Annotated in this window: 21 protein-coding genes; 11 read left to right on the plus strand and 10 right to left on the minus strand. The window is 69.8% G+C overall.

Annotation, left to right across the window (positions count from 1 at the left end; translation table 11 throughout):
* Window positions 1-38: 38 nt before the first annotated feature.
* Complete coding sequence (locus tag C7H75_RS00525) at window positions 39-518, minus strand: hypothetical protein (RefSeq protein WP_226347426.1); 480 nt, start codon at window positions 516-518, stop codon at window positions 39-41.
* A 67-nt stretch (window positions 519-585) separates the two neighbouring features.
* The gene (locus tag C7H75_RS00530) at window positions 586-1215 is read right to left on the minus strand and encodes a DUF6474 family protein (protein WP_005516436.1); all 630 of its coding nucleotides are present in this window, start codon (window positions 1213-1215) and stop codon (window positions 586-588) included.
* A gap of 121 nt (window positions 1216-1336) precedes the next feature.
* On the opposite strand from C7H75_RS00530, the gene C7H75_RS00535 reads away from it, so the two are divergent.
* Entirely contained in the window at window positions 1337-2932 is a 1596-nt protein-coding gene (locus tag C7H75_RS00535) for a TM0106 family RecB-like putative nuclease (RefSeq protein WP_106850800.1), read from the plus strand.
* A 137-nt stretch (window positions 2933-3069) separates the two neighbouring features.
* The gene (locus C7H75_RS00540) at window positions 3070-3579 is read left to right on the plus strand and encodes a pyridoxamine 5'-phosphate oxidase family protein (protein ID WP_106850801.1); all 510 of its coding nucleotides are present in this window, start codon (window positions 3070-3072) and stop codon (window positions 3577-3579) included.
* Window positions 3580-3626: 47 nt separating this feature from the next.
* Here the strand turns inward: C7H75_RS00540 and C7H75_RS00545 are convergent, their stop codons facing one another.
* A complete protein-coding gene (locus C7H75_RS00545) occupies window positions 3627-4394 on the minus strand; it encodes an SDR family NAD(P)-dependent oxidoreductase (protein WP_005516432.1) in 768 nt (255 codons plus the stop codon).
* 170 nt (window positions 4395-4564) lie between these two features.
* Between C7H75_RS00545 and C7H75_RS00550 the strand changes: the two genes are divergently transcribed.
* The 6 genes from C7H75_RS00550 to C7H75_RS00575 all read left to right on the plus strand — a co-directional run bounded on the left by C7H75_RS00550 (window position 4565) and on the right by C7H75_RS00575 (window position 9393).
* Entirely contained in the window at window positions 4565-4933 is a 369-nt protein-coding gene (locus C7H75_RS00550; RefSeq protein WP_106850802.1) for a RidA family protein, read from the plus strand.
* A gap of 63 nt (window positions 4934-4996) precedes the next feature.
* Window positions 4997-6541 (plus strand): flavin-containing monooxygenase, encoded by a 1545-nt coding sequence (locus C7H75_RS00555; RefSeq protein ID WP_106850803.1) that lies wholly within the window; start codon window positions 4997-4999, stop codon window positions 6539-6541.
* Between the two features lie 84 nt (window positions 6542-6625).
* The gene (locus C7H75_RS00560) at window positions 6626-7210 is read left to right on the plus strand and encodes a hypothetical protein (RefSeq protein ID WP_005516427.1); all 585 of its coding nucleotides are present in this window, start codon (window positions 6626-6628) and stop codon (window positions 7208-7210) included.
* A 1-nt stretch (window position 7211) separates the two neighbouring features.
* The gene (locus C7H75_RS00565) at window positions 7212-7847 is read left to right on the plus strand and encodes a DUF6308 family protein (RefSeq protein WP_372488018.1); all 636 of its coding nucleotides are present in this window, start codon (window positions 7212-7214) and stop codon (window positions 7845-7847) included.
* 73 nt (window positions 7848-7920) lie between these two features.
* Entirely contained in the window at window positions 7921-8523 is a 603-nt protein-coding gene (locus C7H75_RS00570; RefSeq protein ID WP_106850805.1) for a TIGR03086 family metal-binding protein, read from the plus strand.
* Window positions 8524-8586: 63 nt separating this feature from the next.
* Window positions 8587-9393, plus strand: a complete 807-nt coding sequence (locus C7H75_RS00575; RefSeq protein ID WP_106850806.1) for a hypothetical protein — start codon at window positions 8587-8589, stop codon at window positions 9391-9393.
* Between the two features lie 24 nt (window positions 9394-9417).
* On the opposite strand, the gene C7H75_RS00580 is transcribed toward C7H75_RS00575, so the two are convergent.
* The gene (locus C7H75_RS00580; RefSeq protein WP_106850807.1) at window positions 9418-9783 is read right to left on the minus strand and encodes a hypothetical protein; all 366 of its coding nucleotides are present in this window, start codon (window positions 9781-9783) and stop codon (window positions 9418-9420) included.
* 15 nt (window positions 9784-9798) lie between these two features.
* Window positions 9799-10314, minus strand: coding sequence for a DUF3558 domain-containing protein (locus C7H75_RS00585; RefSeq protein ID WP_233281835.1), 516 nt, complete (start codon window positions 10312-10314; stop codon window positions 9799-9801).
* Between the two features lie 194 nt (window positions 10315-10508).
* Between C7H75_RS00585 and C7H75_RS00590 the strand changes: the two genes are divergently transcribed.
* Window positions 10509-11156, plus strand: coding sequence for a PadR family transcriptional regulator (locus C7H75_RS00590; RefSeq protein WP_013414461.1), 648 nt, complete (start codon window positions 10509-10511; stop codon window positions 11154-11156).
* A gap of 24 nt (window positions 11157-11180) precedes the next feature.
* Here the strand turns inward: C7H75_RS00590 and C7H75_RS00595 are convergent, their stop codons facing one another.
* Genes C7H75_RS00595 through C7H75_RS00605 form a run of 3 tightly spaced genes read right to left on the minus strand, consistent with a single transcriptional unit; the run spans window position 11181 to window position 13504 of the window.
* Window positions 11181-11726: a hypothetical protein gene (locus C7H75_RS00595; RefSeq protein WP_106850809.1), complete on the minus strand. Its 546-nt coding sequence runs from the start codon at window positions 11724-11726 to the stop codon at window positions 11181-11183.
* Window positions 11727-11729: 3 nt separating this feature from the next.
* On the minus strand, window positions 11730-12350 hold the full coding sequence (locus tag C7H75_RS00600) for a response regulator (RefSeq protein WP_106850810.1): 621 nt from the start codon (window positions 12348-12350) through the stop codon (window positions 11730-11732).
* Window positions 12347-13504, minus strand: coding sequence for a sensor histidine kinase (locus tag C7H75_RS00605; protein WP_106850811.1), 1158 nt, complete (start codon window positions 13502-13504; stop codon window positions 12347-12349). The genes C7H75_RS00600 and C7H75_RS00605 overlap by 4 nt, the downstream gene beginning before the upstream one ends.
* A 141-nt stretch (window positions 13505-13645) precedes the next feature.
* On the opposite strand from C7H75_RS00605, the gene C7H75_RS00610 reads away from it, so the two are divergent.
* The gene (locus C7H75_RS00610) at window positions 13646-14236 is read left to right on the plus strand and encodes a GlcG/HbpS family heme-binding protein (protein ID WP_069855323.1); all 591 of its coding nucleotides are present in this window, start codon (window positions 13646-13648) and stop codon (window positions 14234-14236) included.
* Window positions 14233-14874, plus strand: coding sequence for an ankyrin repeat domain-containing protein (locus C7H75_RS00615; protein WP_106850812.1), 642 nt, complete (start codon window positions 14233-14235; stop codon window positions 14872-14874). The genes C7H75_RS00610 and C7H75_RS00615 overlap by 4 nt, the downstream gene beginning before the upstream one ends.
* A 7-nt stretch (window positions 14875-14881) precedes the next feature.
* On the opposite strand, the gene C7H75_RS00620 is transcribed toward C7H75_RS00615, so the two are convergent.
* Together C7H75_RS00620 and C7H75_RS00625 are read right to left on the minus strand one after the other, a co-directional pair.
* On the minus strand, window positions 14882-15703 hold the full coding sequence (locus C7H75_RS00620; RefSeq protein WP_106850813.1) for a hypothetical protein: 822 nt from the start codon (window positions 15701-15703) through the stop codon (window positions 14882-14884).
* Between the two features lie 34 nt (window positions 15704-15737).
* Entirely contained in the window at window positions 15738-17156 is a 1419-nt protein-coding gene (locus tag C7H75_RS00625; RefSeq protein WP_084848238.1) for an amidase, read from the minus strand.
* Window positions 17157-17199: the final 43 nt, after the last annotated feature.

Here is a 17199-nt window from a genome sequence, read left to right on the forward strand (position 1 = left end):
TCGGGTGTCTTTTCTGTGCGGAGGTACCGGTTCGCGGGTCAGGCGAACAGCGGAGGTCCGCGGCGGGACAACCCGGTGGCGAGCACCGTCAGGCGCGGCGCGCGGCGGTCGAGCGGTCGCGGCGCGCACACGGGTGCGGATGCGACACCCAAAACGGGTGGCGCCAGAACGGCCCGGAGGACACGGGTGATCGGCCCGTACAGGCGCTCGGCGCCGAGGACCAGACCCGCGCACACGACGGTGGCCGCAGCATGCGCGGCGAGCATCGCGACGACCGGTACACCCTGGTGGAGGTGCCCGTCGGCGGAGACGGTGAGCGCGAGGTGGCCGGCGCCCTGCCCGGCCGCGAGGGCACCGAACAGAGCGGTCCGGCTGCGGCTCAGCACGGGGACCCCGCCCGCCGCGGCGCCGACCGCGGCGCACGCGGCCAACAGCAGCGTCAGGGCCGGCGACCCGGGGAACCCGCCGCCGGCGACGCCGTGCGCCGCGACCGCCAGCGCCGCCGCCAGCGCGCCCACGGCACCACCGCGAAGCGCGGCGGTCGGGGCGGGGCGGGGAGCGGACACGGCGGTCGGGGCGGGACGGTCAGCGCACGCCGAGGCGCGCCAGGATGTCGGCTTCGACGCCGTCGAGCTCGGAGGAGATGGCGTGGTGCGCCTGCTTGCGGCGGGCGGGCGGCATCTGCTCGGAGGCGTGGACGGCGGTCTCCAGGTCGGTGAGCCGGGCCCGGATTGCGGTCGCGAACTGCTGCGTCTCGGCGTCCCCGGGGTGCCGGCTGACGATCTCGGCGACCGACTTCTCGGCGCCGGCGATGCGGGCACTGAGCTTGGCGCCGTGGCCGGTGTACTCGCCGAGCTGGTCGACGGCGATACCCATGCGCTGGGCACGCTGGGCGTCGAGCTGACCGCGCAGCGCGGTGGCGCCGCGGTATGCCAGCGGCACGACGACCGGCGCGAGCAGGCGGGCGACGCCCATGTAGCGGCGCAGCTGGGCGACCGTCAGGCCCTTCTCGGCCGCCTTGGCGGCGGCCTTCTCCTGCGCCTTCAGCGCCGAGATCTGGGCCTTGTCGACCTTCTTCTGGGCCTTCGCATACGACCGGTGCTTCTTGCGGTCGTTCTTGGCGCCGAGCTTGGCCTCGAGCTTCGCCTTGTGCTTGAGCGCCTTCGCCTCGGCCTTGCGCGTGGCGCGCCGCTTACGTTTCTTGAACAACCCCACTGGAAAGGCCCCTCCATCTGGTGTTTCGGCGCGGCGACGGACTGCGTCACAGCCTATCCGCGTTTGCTCGGGCTCCGCCGCTTTCGGCTTTACCCTAGGTGAGCACATAATCTTCCACATCGTGTGTTCCCCCAACGGCCCGCAGGACGGCGCCCCCGTGCTTCTCGAGCCCGGTGCGCTGACGCGGTGCCGCCACCGCGTCCATCTCGATGCCGCCTACCCCGATCTGCTGGCGGCGGCCCCCGAGAACACCGGAGTGAAGCAGCGGCAGGAGGCGGCGGCCGCGCAGCGCGAGGCGGTCCGCGTCCGCCTGATGGACGCCGACCCCGACGCGTGGGTGCGGATCGACCCCGACGGCCCGGCCGGGCAGCGCGCCCGCGCCACCCTCGAGGCGTGCCGGAACGGTGCCGACAAGATCTGGGGTGCGGTGCTGCCGTCCGAACGGGACACCGGCCGGCGGGGGCGGGTCGAGATCCTGCTCCGCGACGTCGAGCGCGGCGGCTACCTGCCCGTCATCGTCGTCAACCACAAGGTCACCGACCCCGGAACCGGAGCGGTCACGACCGGGTTGTTCGAGTGGGCGCCCACCGTCGACGAGAAGCGGAAGGTGCGCGCCCAACTGCGAGACCAGATGCGGCTCGCCCAGGTGTACCGGATGCTCGAGCGGCACGGTCTGGCGAGCCCGGCGCTGTCGGGCGGTGCCATCGGCTACGGCGCCGACTGCATATTGGTGCACGACCTGGCGAACGTCCTCGACGACTACGACGAACGTTTCGCCGACCGCATCGCCGTCGCGCGCGGCGAGATCGCGACGGTGCCGTCGCAGATCGGCGAGTGCCGCTCGTGCCCGTGGTGGCCGGGCTGCCGGGAGAAGCTCGAGGAGACCCAGGACGTGTCGCTGGTGGCGTCCGGGTCGCGGGCCGACGTGCTGCGTGAGCGTGGCGTGCGCACCGTCGAGCAGCTCGCCGCGTGGGAAGGCGATGCCCCGGAGGAGTGGCCGCACAACTCTTTCCACGACACCGTCGTCACGGCGAAGGCGTGGATCGCGTCGGTGCCGCTGGTGCGGCGCCACGAGACCGTGACGGTGGCCCGCGCCGACGTCGAGGTCGACGTCGACATGGAGAGCTATCAGGAGCACGGCGCCTACCTGTGGGGCACGCTGCTCAACGTCGCGGGCACGTCGGTGTACCGGCCGTTCGTGAGCTGGGATCCGCTACCGACGGTCGACGAGGCGCGCTCGTTCGCCGAGTTCTGGACGTGGCTCATGGCCGAGCGGGCCGGCGCGGCCGCCGTCGGCAAAACCTTCGCCGCGTACTGCTATTCGCGATCCGCCGAGGACAAGTGGCTGCTCGACTCGGCGCGTCGCTTCGCCGGCATCGACGGAATCCCCAGCGTCGCCGAGGTCCGCGAGTTCATCGACAGCCCGCAGTGGGTGGACATCTACCAGGCCGTCAGCGACAACTTCGTGTGCCCGAACGGCAAGGGGCTCAAGAAGATCGCGCCCGTCGCCGGATTCCACTGGCGCGACGCCGAGGCCAACGGCGAGGCCTCGATGAGCTGGTACCGCGAGGCCGTCGGCTACGACGGCGACCCCGACCTCACCCAGCGTCAGCGTCTCCTCGAGTACAACGAGGACGACGTCATCGCCACCAAGGTGCTGCGCGAGTGGATGAGTGAGCGCGCCGCCGCCGAGATCCCGCACGAGTCGGAACTGTAGACGCTTCGCGCCTGTGCGCCTTTCTGGTACCTGTCGCTACCAAAAAGGCGCACGGGCGCGAAGCGCTCCGGGCGATGAGTTCTCGGCAGGGTCCGGGTCTGTACTTGTGACAGCACCCCACGAGACGGGAGACCCCCATGACCGCGCAGCTGCCCGCCGCCCAACTCGACCGCCGATACAGCGACGAGAAAGCGCCGGCCTCCACGTGGCCGCAGGTGACGGCCGCACTCGACGCCGCCGAGGTGTTCTGGCTGTCCACGGTCCGCGCCGACGGCCGACCGCACGTGACGCCGCTGATCGCTGTCCGCGTCGACGACCGGATGCACTTCTGCACCGGGCCCGACGAGCAGAAGGCGCGCAACCTCTCCGAATCCAGTGCGTGCGCGCTGACGACCGGGGCGAACGCCCTCGGATCCGGACTGGATGTCGTGATCGAGGGGCGAGCGGTACGGATCTCGGATCCGGAGTCGCTGACCGGGATCGCCGACGCCTACCGCGCGAAGTACGGGTCGGACTGGAGCTTCGACGTCACGGACGGACGGTTCGTCAACGCGGCCGGCGGGCCGGCCACGGTGTTCCGCGTCGAACCGTCCCTCGTCTTCGCCTTCGCGAAAGGCGTCTATGCGCAGACGCGTTGGCGATTCTGACCGGACGACGAAAGCCCCGAGGCGCTCGCCCCGGGGGCGTCGGGCCTCTACCGCGGCGCCATGCGTAGCGCGCCGTCCATGCGGACCGTTTCGCCGTTGAGGTAGTCGTGCTCGACGAGGAACTGCGCCAGCTGCGCGTACTCGTCGGGCTTGCCGAGGCGCGACGGGAAGGGAATGCCGGCCTCGAGGTTGGTGCGGTACTCGTCGGTCACGCCGGCGAGCATCGGGGTGTCGATGGTGCCGGGGGCGATGGTGTTGACCCGGATGCCGACCTGCGCGAGGTCGCGCGCGGCGGTGATCGTCATGGCATGCACGCCGCCCTTCGACGCGGTGTAGGCGATCTGCCCGATCTGCCCCTCGAACGCCGCCACCGACGCGGTGTTGATGATGACGCCGCGCTGGCCCGAGTCGTCGACGGTCGGCAGGTGCTGCATCGCGTTGGCGGCCAGTCGCATCACGTTGAACGTGCCGAGCAGGTTGACGGTGATCACGGTCCGGAACAGTTCGAGGTCGTGCGGGCCGTTCTTCGACAGGATCCGGCCCGCCCAGCCGACGCCGGCGCAGTTGACGACGGTGCGCAGCGGAACCCCCGACTCGCCGATCTTGTCGACCGCGCCCTGGACGTCGGCCTCGCTGGTGACGTCGGCGGGAAGGAACGTGACACCCGCGGGCACGTTGTCCCCGGCGCGTTCGATCGACTGCGCGAGGTCGAGCCCGAACACGGTGGCGCCCGCGTCGGCGAATCGCTTCGCGGTCGCGGCCCCGAGGCCGGAGGCTGCGCCGGTGATCAGTGCCGCGGTTCCCTGGATTTCCACTGCGGTTTCCCCTTCGCGTCGGGTCGACCCCTCACGGTCGGCCGTGTGACCTGCACCATAACGCGCGGTCGGGACTGTCGCTGGGGTGTGCGCGCTGTTCGTCGGCACGTGTCCCGGGGCGGGCTATGGTCGGCCTGATCCGTTGCTGTCGACCTCAGAGGAGGCACTCGATGTCGTTGACCGAGGTGTCCGCCGACCACCCCTACAGCCCGGCGTTCGTCGCCGCCGGCCTCGTCTTCGTCTCGGGCGCCCTGTCCGTCGACGAGAACTGCGTTCCGGTGCCGGGCCGTACGGAGGCGCTCGACGCCGCGGTCGACCGGATGGTCGACCGGCTCGCGACGGTCGGCGGCGAACTGAGGGACGTCGTGAAGGTCACCTACTTCGTCACCGACCTGTCGCTGCGCGAGGAGGCGAACCGCCAATTCGAGCGGATCTTCGACGCTCCCCGTCCCGCCCGCACCTTCGTCGAGGTGAGCGGGCTGCCCTACGGCGCGACGGTGGAGATCGACGCGGTCGCGACGGCCCGCACCGGCGGCTGAGTCCGGGCGGCCGGTGCGTCGGCGTCGACGGATCGGGCCGAAAGCCTGGCCACACCCGCGCAGATGAGTGACACTGGAAGTGACACATACCTGGGGAAGGGTGCAGCGGTGGACCGGAATACGCAGTACGACGCCGTGATCGTCGGTGCCGGCTTCGGCGGGATGGGTGCGGCGATCGCCCTGGGTCGGCTCGGGCTGACCAACCTGGCGATCCTCGAACGCGAAGACGACCTCGGCGGCACGTGGCACGTCAACCGCTACCCGGGTCTGGCCGTCGACATCGCGTCGGTCACCTACTCGTACTCGTTCGAGCCGAATCCGCACTGGTCGCGGTTGTTCGCGCCGGGCGCCGAGCTCAAGCGGTACGCCGAGCACGTCGCCGACAAGTACGACCTGCGCCGCCACATGCGCTTCGGGACCGTCGTCACCGGTGCGCGCTGGGACGAGGACGCCCGGCACTGGGTGGTGTCGATCGACGGGGGCGGGCAGGTCACCGGGCGCTACCTGCTCACCGCGACCGGGTTCCTGTCGCAGCCGCAGCTACCGGCCATCGACGGCATCGACACGTTCGCCGGGCGGGTGCTGCACACCACCGCGTGGGAGGACGGTATCGACCTGGCCGGGTCGCGGTCCGCGATCATCGGTACCGGCGCCACCGCCGTCCAGTTGATCCCCGAGGTCGCCCGCAAGGCGCGGGAGCTCACCGTCTACCAGCGCACCCCCATCTGGGTGGTGCCGAAGCTCGACATGCCGATTCCCGCTGTGGTGCAACGACTCTTCTCGCGGGTGCCGGTGACGCAGTGCGTGGCCCGGGCGGTCAGCGACGCCATTCTCGAGGGCATCATGGTGAGCGCGGTGCTGCACTACCGGCAGGCGAAGATCCTCAACAAGGGCGCCGCGGCGGCGTCGAAGCTGTTCCTGCGCGCGCAGGTGCCCAACGCCGATCTACGACGAAAACTGACGCCGCACTACGACTTCGGCTGCAAACGGCCCACCTTCTCGAACCACTACTACCGGACGTTCACGAAGAAGAACGTGAAGTTGGAGACCACCTCGATCGCGCGTATCGAACCGGACGCCGTCGTCACCACCGACGGCCGGCGCACCGACATCGACACGCTGATCCTGGCGACCGGCTTCAACCTGTGGGATGTGAACTTCCCGGCCATCGAGGTGATCGGCCGGGACGGCCGTAACCTCGGGAAGTGGTGGCGGGACAACCGCTTCCAGGCATACGAGGGGGTCGCGGTGCCGAAGTTCCCGAACTTCCTCACCCTGGCGAGCCCGTACTCGTACAGCGGGCTGTCGTACTTCACCACCATCGAGTCGCAGATGGCGCACATGACCCGGCTGTTCACCGAGATGCGACGACAAGGCGCCGACGTCTTCGAGGTGACCGAGGACGCCAACACCCGGTTCCTGGACCGGATGACCGCGAACCTCGACGACTCGGTGTTCTACGGCGGCAGCTGCAGTTCGGCGCGCTCGTACTACTTCAACCAGCACGGCGAGGCGGCCCTGCTGCGTCCGACGTCGACGGCCAACGCCTTCGCGGAGGCGCGGAGTTTCCCGCTGGACGACTACCGGATGGAGTCGGCGAGCGTGTGAGGGCCGGGGCACCACCTCTCGCGCGGAGTCGAGCGCCGTCGGCCCAGTATCCTCGAAGGTCGCCCCACAACTCGAGGATCATCCATGCCTGACATCCACCCTGCCGCGACCGACGCCAACTTCGAGCTGCTGCAGACCGACCCGTTCTTCGATGTGGTGGTCGATCTGATCGCCGGCTACCTGGCGTCGGCGTTCGACGATCCGGCGTCGGGTGAGGTGGACGAGTGGACTCTGAGCTGCCTGCCGACGACGAACAAGACCGCCGAACGCGAACGTCTGTTCACCCTCAACGTCGGGCCTATGGAAGTGCTGTACGTGGAGCGCTACACCGAGAACGGTGAGACCGTCGACTTCCGCACCGTGCTGTACACGTCGCTGTCGGCGCTGCAGCGCAGCACCGGCTACAGCCTCGACGGGCTGGCGCTGGCCAATCCGCTGCTGCGCTTCAAGAAGACCGACAATGCCGCTGCGGACGGCGACGGCGTACTCATCGACTGGTTCCTGTCCGACGAGGGTGCCGACGAACAGTTCTTCGAACTGCCCCTCGACGAGACGACGATCCGTCCGCTGGCGCAGGCGCTGGTCGGCAAGGGGCGCGGACCGTACGCGCAGTACCACAATCGTTCGTTCGCCCAGCATGTGCTGGACGTGATGAACGAGGATGACTGACATGACGATTCGGCTCCCGAAGGTGCTCGTGGCCGACGACGACGGCGCCGCCGTCGAAGTCCTGCGGAGGTACTTCACCGAGCCGCTCGTCAAGACCGGGTATCTGCGCAGCGGTGCCCGCTGGGACACCTGGGACTCGACCGGGACCCGCGGGCGAGACGCCGACACTTTCACGGCGGACGATCTTGTGGCGGTCACGATGCTGTCGGTCGACGTGTCTCCGGATGGCGCGCAGATCCTGTTGCGGGAGCGTGTCGACGAGTTCGGCGAGTTGCTGGTCGCGGTGGGGCCGGACCGTGACCTTGCCGACGAAGCTGACGAGCTGACCCCCGAGTCGCCGGTGTGCCGGCTCGAGGCGGCGCTGTGGACGGTGCCGAGCATCGGCCGCACCGTGGCGTCGAAGCTGATCGCGCGGAAACGACCGCGGCTCTTCCCGATCTACGATCGCGTGATCGGTGAGGTACTCGACACGAAGCAGGCGCACCTCGAGCCCGTGCGGACAGCGTTGCGTGCAGACGACGGCGCACTGCAGCGCCGCCTCGTCTCACTGCGCGAACAGGCTGGGTTGGACGAGGCGATTCCGGCGCTACGGATCCTCACGGTGCTCGCGTGGATGCAGCTCAAGTCCCCGCAGTGATCCGGCGACGATGAGTTTCGCGCCCCCGCCCGGTCGATACCAGTGAGACGACATTCGACGGACGGAGGCACTCATGACGACCGAGTACGACCTGGGCCCGGCGTCGATGCAGGTGGCGCGGGTGGCCGCCGGGGTTCGTGACGAGCACCTGGGACTCCCGACGCCCTGCACCGATTGGTCGGTGGCCGACCTGCTGCGGCATCTCCTCGAGCTGACGACCGCGTTCGCGGCCACTGCGCGCAAGACCCCGTACCCCGGGGACGGGTCGGCGCGGCCGACAGAACTGCCGGTGGACTGGCGGGAGCAGCTCGAACGACAACTCGAGGCACTGCCTGCCGCGTGGCGCGAGCCCGGAGCCTGGGAAGGCGAAGCGGCGGCGGGCGGCGTGACGATGCCCGCCGCCGTCATGGGCACCGTGGCGATCGACGAGCTCGTCCTGCACGGCTGGGACCTTGCACGCGCCACCGGTCAGCCCTACGAATCCGATCCGGCCAGCGTCGAGGCGAGCCTGAGCTTCGCGGCCTCGATGTCGGTGCCGGGGGAGGAGGCGGGCCGCGAGGGGCTCTACGGGCCGGTGGTTCCGGTCCCGGACGACGCCTCCGATCTGGACCGGCTCCTCGGATACGCCGGACGCGATCCGCGATGGGCGGCGTCCGGGCAGATGGTGGGCGACTAGCCGGCGCGACCTTCGGGGATCATGGTTCGGCATGCGGTAGCGCCGAGCCCTGATGGAGGAACAGTGTCCGATACCCGGCAGCCCCACGGCGACGTCGCGGGGGCGGTCGTCAGTGCCCTGCCCGACGCGGGACACCGGGGTGTGAACCGGTTGAGCGTCGCAGTCGTGACCGAGGCACAGTCCTTCGATGCGCTGCTCGCAGCGTTCCGGGAAATCGAGGCGGCCCATCGAAACGACGGCCGGTGCTTCCTGACGCTGGACGACCCCAACCAGTGCCTCTACACGAGCGGCCACGCGCGCGGTAAGCACGATCTGGACGGCGACGTGGAGTACCCGGACGACGAGACCGACGAGGCCGTCCTCGCCTACGACACCGCGGTGTTCGAGTCGGCCCGGGCGGTGCTCGCGGACCCGGATCGTGCGGTGCGATGGGAGGACGTGTGCGGTTCGCTCGTCACCGCGCCGAGCGACATCGAGGCACTGATCGCGCTCAATCGCGATCCCGGTCTGGTGGTGGACGACGTGCACGTGGTGCAGTGCCTGCCGACCGAGGTCGACATCGACCTGCTCGCCGACCTCCCGAACGGCTACTTCGCCGGGGACTGGACGCCGTTCGAGAGTTGCGCGGTGGCGCGCCGGATGCGGGAGCGGCACGGGTACGAGCTCGTCGGGATCGGCGCGTCCACAATGGGGTTCCTGAGTGTCCTCGATCCCGAGCAGCGTGACGTCGACGCGCTCATCGCGGATCTGCGGGAGCTGTACGGGCAGCGCGACGCCGACGCCTGGAACGAGCTCGGCGCCGTACTGCGGGGCTCGTCGGTGCTGCTGCTCGGCTACACGGAGAACTTCGCGGACCTCATCGAGTCTTAGACCGCGCCGGCGAGCGGCTGCGGGTCAGCCTCCGCTCTCCGTGAACCGCTGCGCGTTCGACTCCTCGGTGGCCGCGTAGTTCGCGGCGATCTTCTCGAACACCGACCGCATCTCCTCGACGACGGTGATGTGGTCGGCGAGCGCCTGATCTAGCGGATACTCACCGCCCGACGCCTTCTGTTCGAACTTGCGGGCCAAGGCTGTGCCGGAGGGGAGGTGGCCGAGGCCGTCGACACGTGCGAGGCGTTTGGCGTCTCGCTGGAGTGTGATCAGTTCACGGTTCAGTTCGGCGCAGCGGGCCGCACATTTCTCGGCGACGCCGACCTCGAGGAAGAGTTCGCCGGAATCGGCCATCGCACCGAGTTCACTCCATGACGGGGTCGTCCACATGATCGAGCCTTTCGGTCAGCGAGGCAGGGCCGGTTCGAGAAGCTGTGCGTTCTCGACCGCAAGAGGACAGGGGCTTTCGGACGGTGGCAGGCCCTTTGCGTAGTCGGACTGCAGCATCAATGTGTCCGGCCCGGCGGCGAGGACGACGTCGCAGTGCTCGTTGCGCTTGTCCGATGTCTCACGAACTGTGAAGGCCTCGCGTCCGTTGATCGCGACAGGTGTGACGTCGGTGAATCGCTCATCGGTGAGGATCGAGTCGAGCGGCCTGCCCGTGGCGAAGATCGTGACGAAGAAGGAGACGTCCGGGTCGTTCCAACTGCACAAGCTCCAGCCCGGCTGCTTGACGTCCTGGATATCCCGCGCTTCCGAGGCCGGATCCAGCCCGATCGCGCGCAGCACATCCTCCGGAATGCTGCACGGATCGAATGCCGGCTCGCCGGCCTCGGGCTTGGCGGTCTCGGCCTGCCCCTCCACGCTGGTCGACCCGCAACCGGCCAGTCCTACGACACCGGCCACTACGAGAACAGCCATACCCCACCGACTCACTGACCTCACGTTTCCCCCTCAACCGCCCAGACGACTCGCTCATTGGATCAGACGCAGCGAGACCGCACCCGGTTCCATCGCATGATCCGCCGGGAAGGTCGGTGACCCACGCCACCCTTTTCAAAGATACGATCACGATATATCGTGAGTGTGTCGGAAAACGATGAAAGGAAGAACCGATGAGGAACATCAATCACCGGCGAGGGCCGGAACAGATGCACGGACACCCCGCGTGGGGTGAGGAGATGGGCCGTCAGCGCCGCCATCACCGCCCCTTCGACGGCGAGGACCCCCGCATGCGCGGTGGCCGGGGCCGGGGGCGCGGACACGGAGGACCCCGCGGACGCGGTGGCATGGGTCGAGCAGGTCGCGGCGACGTCCGCGCAGCCGTCCTGCTCCTGCTGAAGGAGGACTCGATGTACGGCTACCAGCTGATGCAGACCATCACCGATCGCACCAACGGTGCCTGGCGCCCGAGCGCCGGCGCGATCTACCCGAAGCTCCAGCAGTTGGAGGACGAGGGCCTGGTGCAGACGACCGCCGAGGGCGGACGCAAGCTCGTCACCCTCACCGACGCCGGACGTGAGTTCGTCGAGCAGAACGCCGAATCCTGGGGCGACCCGTTCGCCTTCGCGGGATCGGGACCCGATCTACGCGGACCGCTCCACGACCTGCACGGCGCCGCCCGTCAGGTCCAGATGTCCGGGACCGCCGAGCAACTCGCCGCGGCGGAGAAGGTGCTCACCGACGCCCGTCGGGCGCTGTACCTGATCCTGGCCGGAGACGAGCAGGACGCGGGCTCAGGCGACACCACCACGGAGTCGTGAACACCGGCGTGACCGGCAGTCCGGTCACGGCAGGCGCTGCGCGTCGAGCGGTTCGAGGTCGAACTCGTTCTCGCCGAACAACTCCACCGACTCGGCGCGCAGCACCGTCACCGCCGCATCCAGTGAACGTCCGAGCAACCGCAGCGAGTTCATCCCCTGCGAGCAGTACACCGGGAACTCGCCGTGCTCGTCGCGAGCGGCGGTGTCCCACACCAGCACGTCCCCGTTCTCGCTGATCGCGAAGACGTGCAGCGAGTCGATCAGCGACCAGGCGCCGTCCGGTTCGATCATCCAGCCGAAATCCTCGGCGTGACCGTCGCGGTAGATCTCCTGTAGCCGCTCGGTGAGGATGCGGCTGCGGGCCTGCCAGCCGTCCGCGTAGCCGTCGAGTACGGGCGGATACACCAGCCACAGCCTGAACAGTCGTCCCCAGCCGAAATTTCGCACGAAGTCGCGATACGACGCCGGGAGCCCGCCGCCGTCGGCGAACGTGAAAGTCTCCAGCAGCGCGAGATCGAGATGTGAGACCGTGGGCGTGCCCTGCACGCGGATCGAGGAGAACCCGGACATCCGTCAGCGAATCCCGTCCCGCCGCAGGGCGATCGAGACCGCAGCGGCCCGCGAGTCGACACCGAGCTTGGCGTAGATATGCGCGAGATGGGTTTTCACGGTCGCCTCGCTGATGAACAGCCGTTTGCCGAGTTCCTTGTTCGTCAGACCCTCCGCGAGCAGGCTCAGCAACTCGGCCTCCCGCGCCGTCAGCGCCTGATCGGGGCGTCGCATCCGGTCCAGCACCCGCGCCGCCACCGGCGGCGACAGCACGCTGCGTCCGGCGACCGCGTCTCGGATCGCGCCGAAGATGTCCCGCGGCGCAGAGTCCTTGAGGAGATAGCCGATCGCGCCGGCGTCGAGCGCGCGCACCACGTCGGCGTCGGTGTCGTAGGTGGTGAACACCAACACCGGCTGATCGGGCCGCGCCGTGCGGATCCGTCGGATCGCCTCCACGCCATCGATTCCCGCGCCGAGCGCCAGATCCATCATCACCACGTCGGGGGACCGGTCCGCGGCCATCGCGACGGCGTCCTCACCGGTGTCGGCCTCGCCGATCACCTCGACGTCCGGCTGCGAATCCAACAGCGCTCGCAGCCCGGCCCGCACCACGAGATGGTCGTCGACCAGCAGCACCGAGATCACGGCGCGCCCCCGACCGGGATCTGCGCCGCGACGACGGTGCCCTCACCGGGCGTGCTCTCCACCGAGAACGTGCCGCCCAGCGCCTCGACCCGCTGGCGCATCGCGGGCAGGCCGAATCCGCTGGTCTCGCCCACCACGAACCCGGCGCCGTCGTCGAACACGTCCAGGGCGACGGCGTCGGGCAGATACGTCAGGGTCACCCCCACAGTGTGCGCGTTCGCGTGCCGTCGGATGTTCGACGCCGCGCTCTGCACGATCCGCAGCAGCGCGTGCTCGACGTCCGACGGCAGCTCCACCGATTCACCGATCACCCGCAGCTGCGCCGACGGCACGTACCCGCGGACCGCGGCCAGCAGGGCGGCGTCGAGCGTCTGCGTCTCGAGGTCGGGGGAGCTCAGGTAGTGGACGAGATTGCGGGTTTCGGCGAGGTTCTCGCGCAGCGAGCGGGTGGCCACCCGCACCTCGTCGCGGGCCCGCGCGTCGCCCTGGTCCCACACCGCGTCGGCCGCTTCGAGGTGCAGCAGCGCGCTGGTGAGGCCCTGGGTGACGGTGTCGTGGATCTCCCGCGCGAGACGCTCGCGCTCGGACAGCACGCCCGCCTCCCGCTCGGTCTCGGCGAGCCGCGACTTGGCGTCGACGAGCTCGCCGAGGAGGCGTTCGCGCTCGGCGCTGTCCCGCTCCACCTGCCCGTACGCGAGCACGATCAGCGCACCGGTGCACAGCGGCGCCAGCAGCACGGCCCACTCGGTGCGGCCGCTGAACGACGCGAACTCGATGCCCGCGAACACCGCGAGTGCCGCGACGATGAGGTAGGCCGCCCAGCGCGGGAACGCACGTGTGCACAGGAAGAAGATCGGGAACGCCGTCCACGCGAAGCTCGGCGCCAACCACACCAGCGCCACCCACGACGTCAGCACCGGCCACACCCACGGTTGCCACGCACCGCCGCGCCGGGACAGCACCACGATCACCGCGTACAGCCCGGCCAGCACGACGATCAGACCGGCGACCACGAGCCACCGCCCGCTCACCCCGTGATACGTCAGGTAGCGGGCCGTCGACGCCGCGAGCAGCACGTAGAACGAGAGGTGGATCGCGACACCGAGCGGTCCGCGGAAGGCGGCGTTGTCCGCGTTTTCCCGGTTGCCCTGCATCGGGCCGATCCTACGGACGCCGCAGCGACCCGGGATCGGCCATTCGGATGATCCGACCGTGGCCGCGCGGCCGATGTCGCGAACCCGGTGCCGGCGTGAGGGTGGAAGCACTCGTTTCCCCCTCGTTTCGAAAGGCTCCCGATGAACATCTCCCGCCGCCTGCCCCGCGCCCTCGCGATCACCGTCCCCGCCGTCGCCCTGCTCGCCGCAACCGCGTGCGGTTCCGGCGAGAACACGACCGCCACGTCGACCGCCACCGAGGTCACCCCGGTGGCCGTGTCGTCGCAGAAGCCCGGCGACGCCGACAAGGGAACCGTGGCGGCCAACCGGCTGTCGGTAGCGACCGCGGGCCGCGCCGCGCAGGCCGCGCTCGCCAAGTGCCAGGCCGACGGTCTCGGCTTCGTCACCGTCTCGGTGGTCGACCGGTTCGGGAACGTGCAGGCGATGCTGCGCGGTGACAATGCTGCCGAGCACACCGTCGAGGCGGCGCGCGCGAAGGGCTACACCGCCGCCGCGTTCGGCGCGAACACCAGCGATCTCGCCGGACGCGTGAAGGGCGACGGCCCGACGATCGCCGACCTGCCCGGCACGCTGTTCCTCCCCGGCGGCGTGAGCGTCAAGGTCGGCAACGTGTCGATCGCCGGCATCGGTGTGGGCGGGGCGCCCGACGGCAACGCCGATCAGGCCTGCGCGGCGGCGGGTCTCGCCGAGATCGCCGGCAGCCTCCAGTGAGAGCGGCCGTCCTGGTGGCCGCCGTCGCGCTGACGGCGGGCGCCTGCGGCACCGCCGATGTCGCCCTGACGCCCACCCCGACTCCCCCCGCCGTCACCTCGGCAACCGTGGAAGCCGCGGACGCCGTGCCGCCCTCCACCCCGGACCTCGAACGCCGCCTCGTCGCGGCCACCAAGGCGAACGAGGTCGCAGAAGCGATCGCGCTGATCGAGGCCGGGGCCGACGTGAACGCGAAGGACGCCATCGAGGATTCGGCGTTCCTGTACGCCGGTGCGGAAGGTCTGAACGACATTCTCGTCGCGACGCTCGAACACGGCGCGGACGTGCACTCCACCAACCGGTTCGGCGGTACTGCGCTCATTCCCGCGGCCGAGCACGGCCATGTCGAGACGGTTCGCATCCTCATCGCGGCCGGCGTGCCGGTGAACCACGTCAACGACCCGGGGTGGACGGCGCTGCTCGAGGCCGTCTTCTACGGCGACGGCTCGGCGCGCTACGTCGACGTCGTCGGGCAACTGCTGGACGCCGGGGCCGACCCGTCGATCCGGGACGCGCGCGGGCGGACGGCGCTGCAGCACGCGCAGGCCCGCGGCCAGCACGACATCGTCGCGCTCTTTACCGCGGCCGAGGCGAACTGACGGGTCGTCAGACTGCGTGGTGGGCGAGGAGATCGGCGATCCGGGCGAACGGTTCGCGGGGGCCGACGGTCACCACCGCGAGGGCCGCGGCGGCTGCGGCGAGATGCTCCGGCAGTGTGGCGGGCTCGACGAGGATCAGCGTCCGTAGCGCCGGAAAGGCGAGGGCGTCGGCGGTGAGCGGGCTCTGCCCGTCGACGACGAGCACCCGGGCCGGTCCCGACGCCTGTGCACCGGGGCGGGCTGTGTTCGCCAGTGTGGTCTCGAGGTCGCCGGACAGCGTCACGTACGACACCGCGGAGCGGTAGTCGGACAGGGTGAGTCCCTCGTCGGCGAGCGCCCGGTGCAGCCGCAGCATCGGCATCGCGATGACGACGGTCGACCCGCCCGCCGGTACCACGGTGAGCGGTTCGGGCAGGTCTTCACCGCCGAGCACACCGTCGCCGAGTTCCTCTGCCGCGGTAGCCCAGAACGTGCCGTCGGCGGCCAGATCGGCGGACACCGTGCGGACGGAATCGAGGAACGTCCGCTCGATGCGACGCAGCGCGCGGTCGCCGGCTCCTCGGGTGTCCCGTAATGCTGTCGCGTACGCCGCCGCGAGCGCCCCGAGGACGCGCAGCGACGGTGCGAGCATCTGCCCGGCTCCGGTCTGCAGATCCACCCAGTCGACGCGACCGGCCCGCCGATCGACGCGCAACTCCGTCAGGTCGCCGTCGCGGGCGATCACCGCCGCGCCGTCACCCGCGAACGGAGGATTCGACCACCGCCCCGGGTAAGGGAGCGCCCGCACCTCGTCGGTCAGGTGCGCCGTGATGTCGGCGTCGTCGATCATCCGTGATTGCCTTCCGTACCGGACGATTCCGCGTTCAGGCCGGGTCCTGGATGCGGGCCCACGGCTTGGCCGCCTCGAGCTCGTAGGCGAGTTCGAGGAGCGTGCGCTCGTCTCCGTGGTTCGCGGAGAAGTGTGACGCCAGTGGCAGACCGGCCGAGGTCTGGTGCAGGGGCAGGGAGATGGCGGGTCCGCCCGTCGCGTTGTTGAGTGGCGTGAAGGCCGCGTAGTTCACCAGGCGTTCGAGAAGAGTGTCGAAATCCTGTGCGGGCGAGAGGTAACCGATCTTCGGGGTCGTGTGACTCAGGACCGGCGACAGCACGAGGTCGTAGTTCCGGAACATTCTCGAGTAGGCGTTCGCGCTGCGTCGAAGCCGATAGAGCATGCGGGGTGTCTGCGCCAGGTGTTTGCGGTACAACGCGTCGAGGCCGCGGCTGAGGTTGTCGGTACCGGTCCGCTCGAACGACGGTCCGAACATGCGCTTTCCGCCGGTGAGGACGGCGAACGACAGGAATCCCCAGTAGAGACGGAAGTCGTTCATGAACGTGGCGTCGACCGGTAGCGACGCCTCCTCCACGTGGTGGCCGAGCGAATCGAGCAGATCCGCGGTGGCCTGCACCGACTTCCGCGTCTCGTCGTCGGTGGGTACACCCGTCACGGAGTCGACGATCACTCCGATCCGCAGGCGCGCGGATCCGGGGCCCTCGACGAGCCGGATCGGTGGCTGCTTCGGGTTGCGGTAGTAGCGTTCGGCTGCCGCATAGAACCGCGCGGAGTCGCGCACCGACCGAGTGACCACGCCCTGGGAGATGATGCGGATCGGCATCGTCTTGTCGGTCGCGTCGGCCACCGTGCGTCCGCGTGTCGGTTTGAGCCCGACGAGCCCGCACGCCGCAGCCGGGATCCGGATGGAGCCGCCGCCGTCGTTGGCGTGCGCGAAGGGCAGCGCACCGGACGCCACCAGCGCCGCGGATCCTCCCGACGACGCGCCCGACGAGTAGTCGGGGTCCCAGGGATTACGCACCGGATCGGCGTCCTCGTATTCGGTGGACGCGCTGAATCCGAACTCCGGGAGCCGGCTCTTGCCGATCGACACGGCGCCGGTGGACAGGAACTGGTCGACGAAGTCGCTGTTGCGGCGTGCCGGGGAGGGGGTGAACGCCGCGCTGCCGTGCCCGGTCGGGGCACCCGCGACGTCCACGTTGTCCTTCACGATGGTGGGGACGCCGGCGAAGACGCCCGGGCGGGGGGTGTCGGCATGCCGCAGCGCGCGCTCGAAGTCGGCGAACTGGATGCCGTTCAGGGACCCCTGCACCAGTTCGGCCCGCTCGATCGCGGCTTCGACCACTTCACGCGCCGACACCTCACCCGACGCGATCCGTGCTGCGACACCGGTCGCGTCGAGATCGCCGAGGGCGTCGTCACGGAACGCGTGCACACGCGAACTGTCCGTCATGCCCGGAGTGTAGGACGACACGACGCCCGCGGGGAACAGTCGC

This window comes from Rhodococcus (subgen. Prescottella) equi (assembly GCF_003013675.1).
GTDB lineage: Bacteria > Actinomycetota > Actinomycetes > Mycobacteriales > Mycobacteriaceae > Prescottella > Prescottella equi.

Bases quoted from the DNA above. Each gene is read 5' to 3' on its own strand.
- C7H75_RS00590 (WP_013414461.1), top strand. From the start codon at position 10,509: ATGAGGAACATCAATCACCGGCGAGGGCCGGAACAGATGCACGGACAC.
- C7H75_RS00620 (WP_106850813.1), bottom strand. From the start codon at position 15,703: ATGATCGACGACGCCGACATCACGGCGCACCTGACCGACGAGGTGCGG.
- C7H75_RS00570 (WP_106850805.1), top strand. From the start codon at position 7,921: ATGACGACCGAGTACGACCTGGGCCCGGCGTCGATGCAGGTGGCGCGG.
- C7H75_RS00550 (WP_106850802.1), top strand. From the start codon at position 4,565: ATGTCGTTGACCGAGGTGTCCGCCGACCACCCCTACAGCCCGGCGTTC.
- C7H75_RS00595 (WP_106850809.1), bottom strand. From the start codon at position 11,726: ATGTCCGGGTTCTCCTCGATCCGCGTGCAGGGCACGCCCACGGTCTCA.
- C7H75_RS00555 (WP_106850803.1), top strand. From the start codon at position 4,997: ATGAGTGACACTGGAAGTGACACATACCTGGGGAAGGGTGCAGCGGTG.
- C7H75_RS00540 (WP_106850801.1), top strand. From the start codon at position 3,070: ATGACCGCGCAGCTGCCCGCCGCCCAACTCGACCGCCGATACAGCGAC.
- C7H75_RS00605 (WP_106850811.1), bottom strand. From the start codon at position 13,504: ATGCAGGGCAACCGGGAAAACGCGGACAACGCCGCCTTCCGCGGACCG.
- C7H75_RS00610 (WP_069855323.1), top strand. From the start codon at position 13,646: ATGAACATCTCCCGCCGCCTGCCCCGCGCCCTCGCGATCACCGTCCCC.
- C7H75_RS00580 (WP_106850807.1), bottom strand. From the start codon at position 9,783: ATGTGGACGACCCCGTCATGGAGTGAACTCGGTGCGATGGCCGATTCC.
- C7H75_RS00585 (WP_233281835.1), bottom strand. From the start codon at position 10,314: ATGGCTGTTCTCGTAGTGGCCGGTGTCGTAGGACTGGCCGGTTGCGGG.
- C7H75_RS00625 (WP_084848238.1), bottom strand. From the start codon at position 17,156: ATGACGGACAGTTCGCGTGTGCACGCGTTCCGTGACGACGCCCTCGGC.
- C7H75_RS00565 (WP_372488018.1), top strand. From the start codon at position 7,212: ATGACGATTCGGCTCCCGAAGGTGCTCGTGGCCGACGACGACGGCGCC.
- C7H75_RS00560 (WP_005516427.1), top strand. From the start codon at position 6,626: ATGCCTGACATCCACCCTGCCGCGACCGACGCCAACTTCGAGCTGCTG.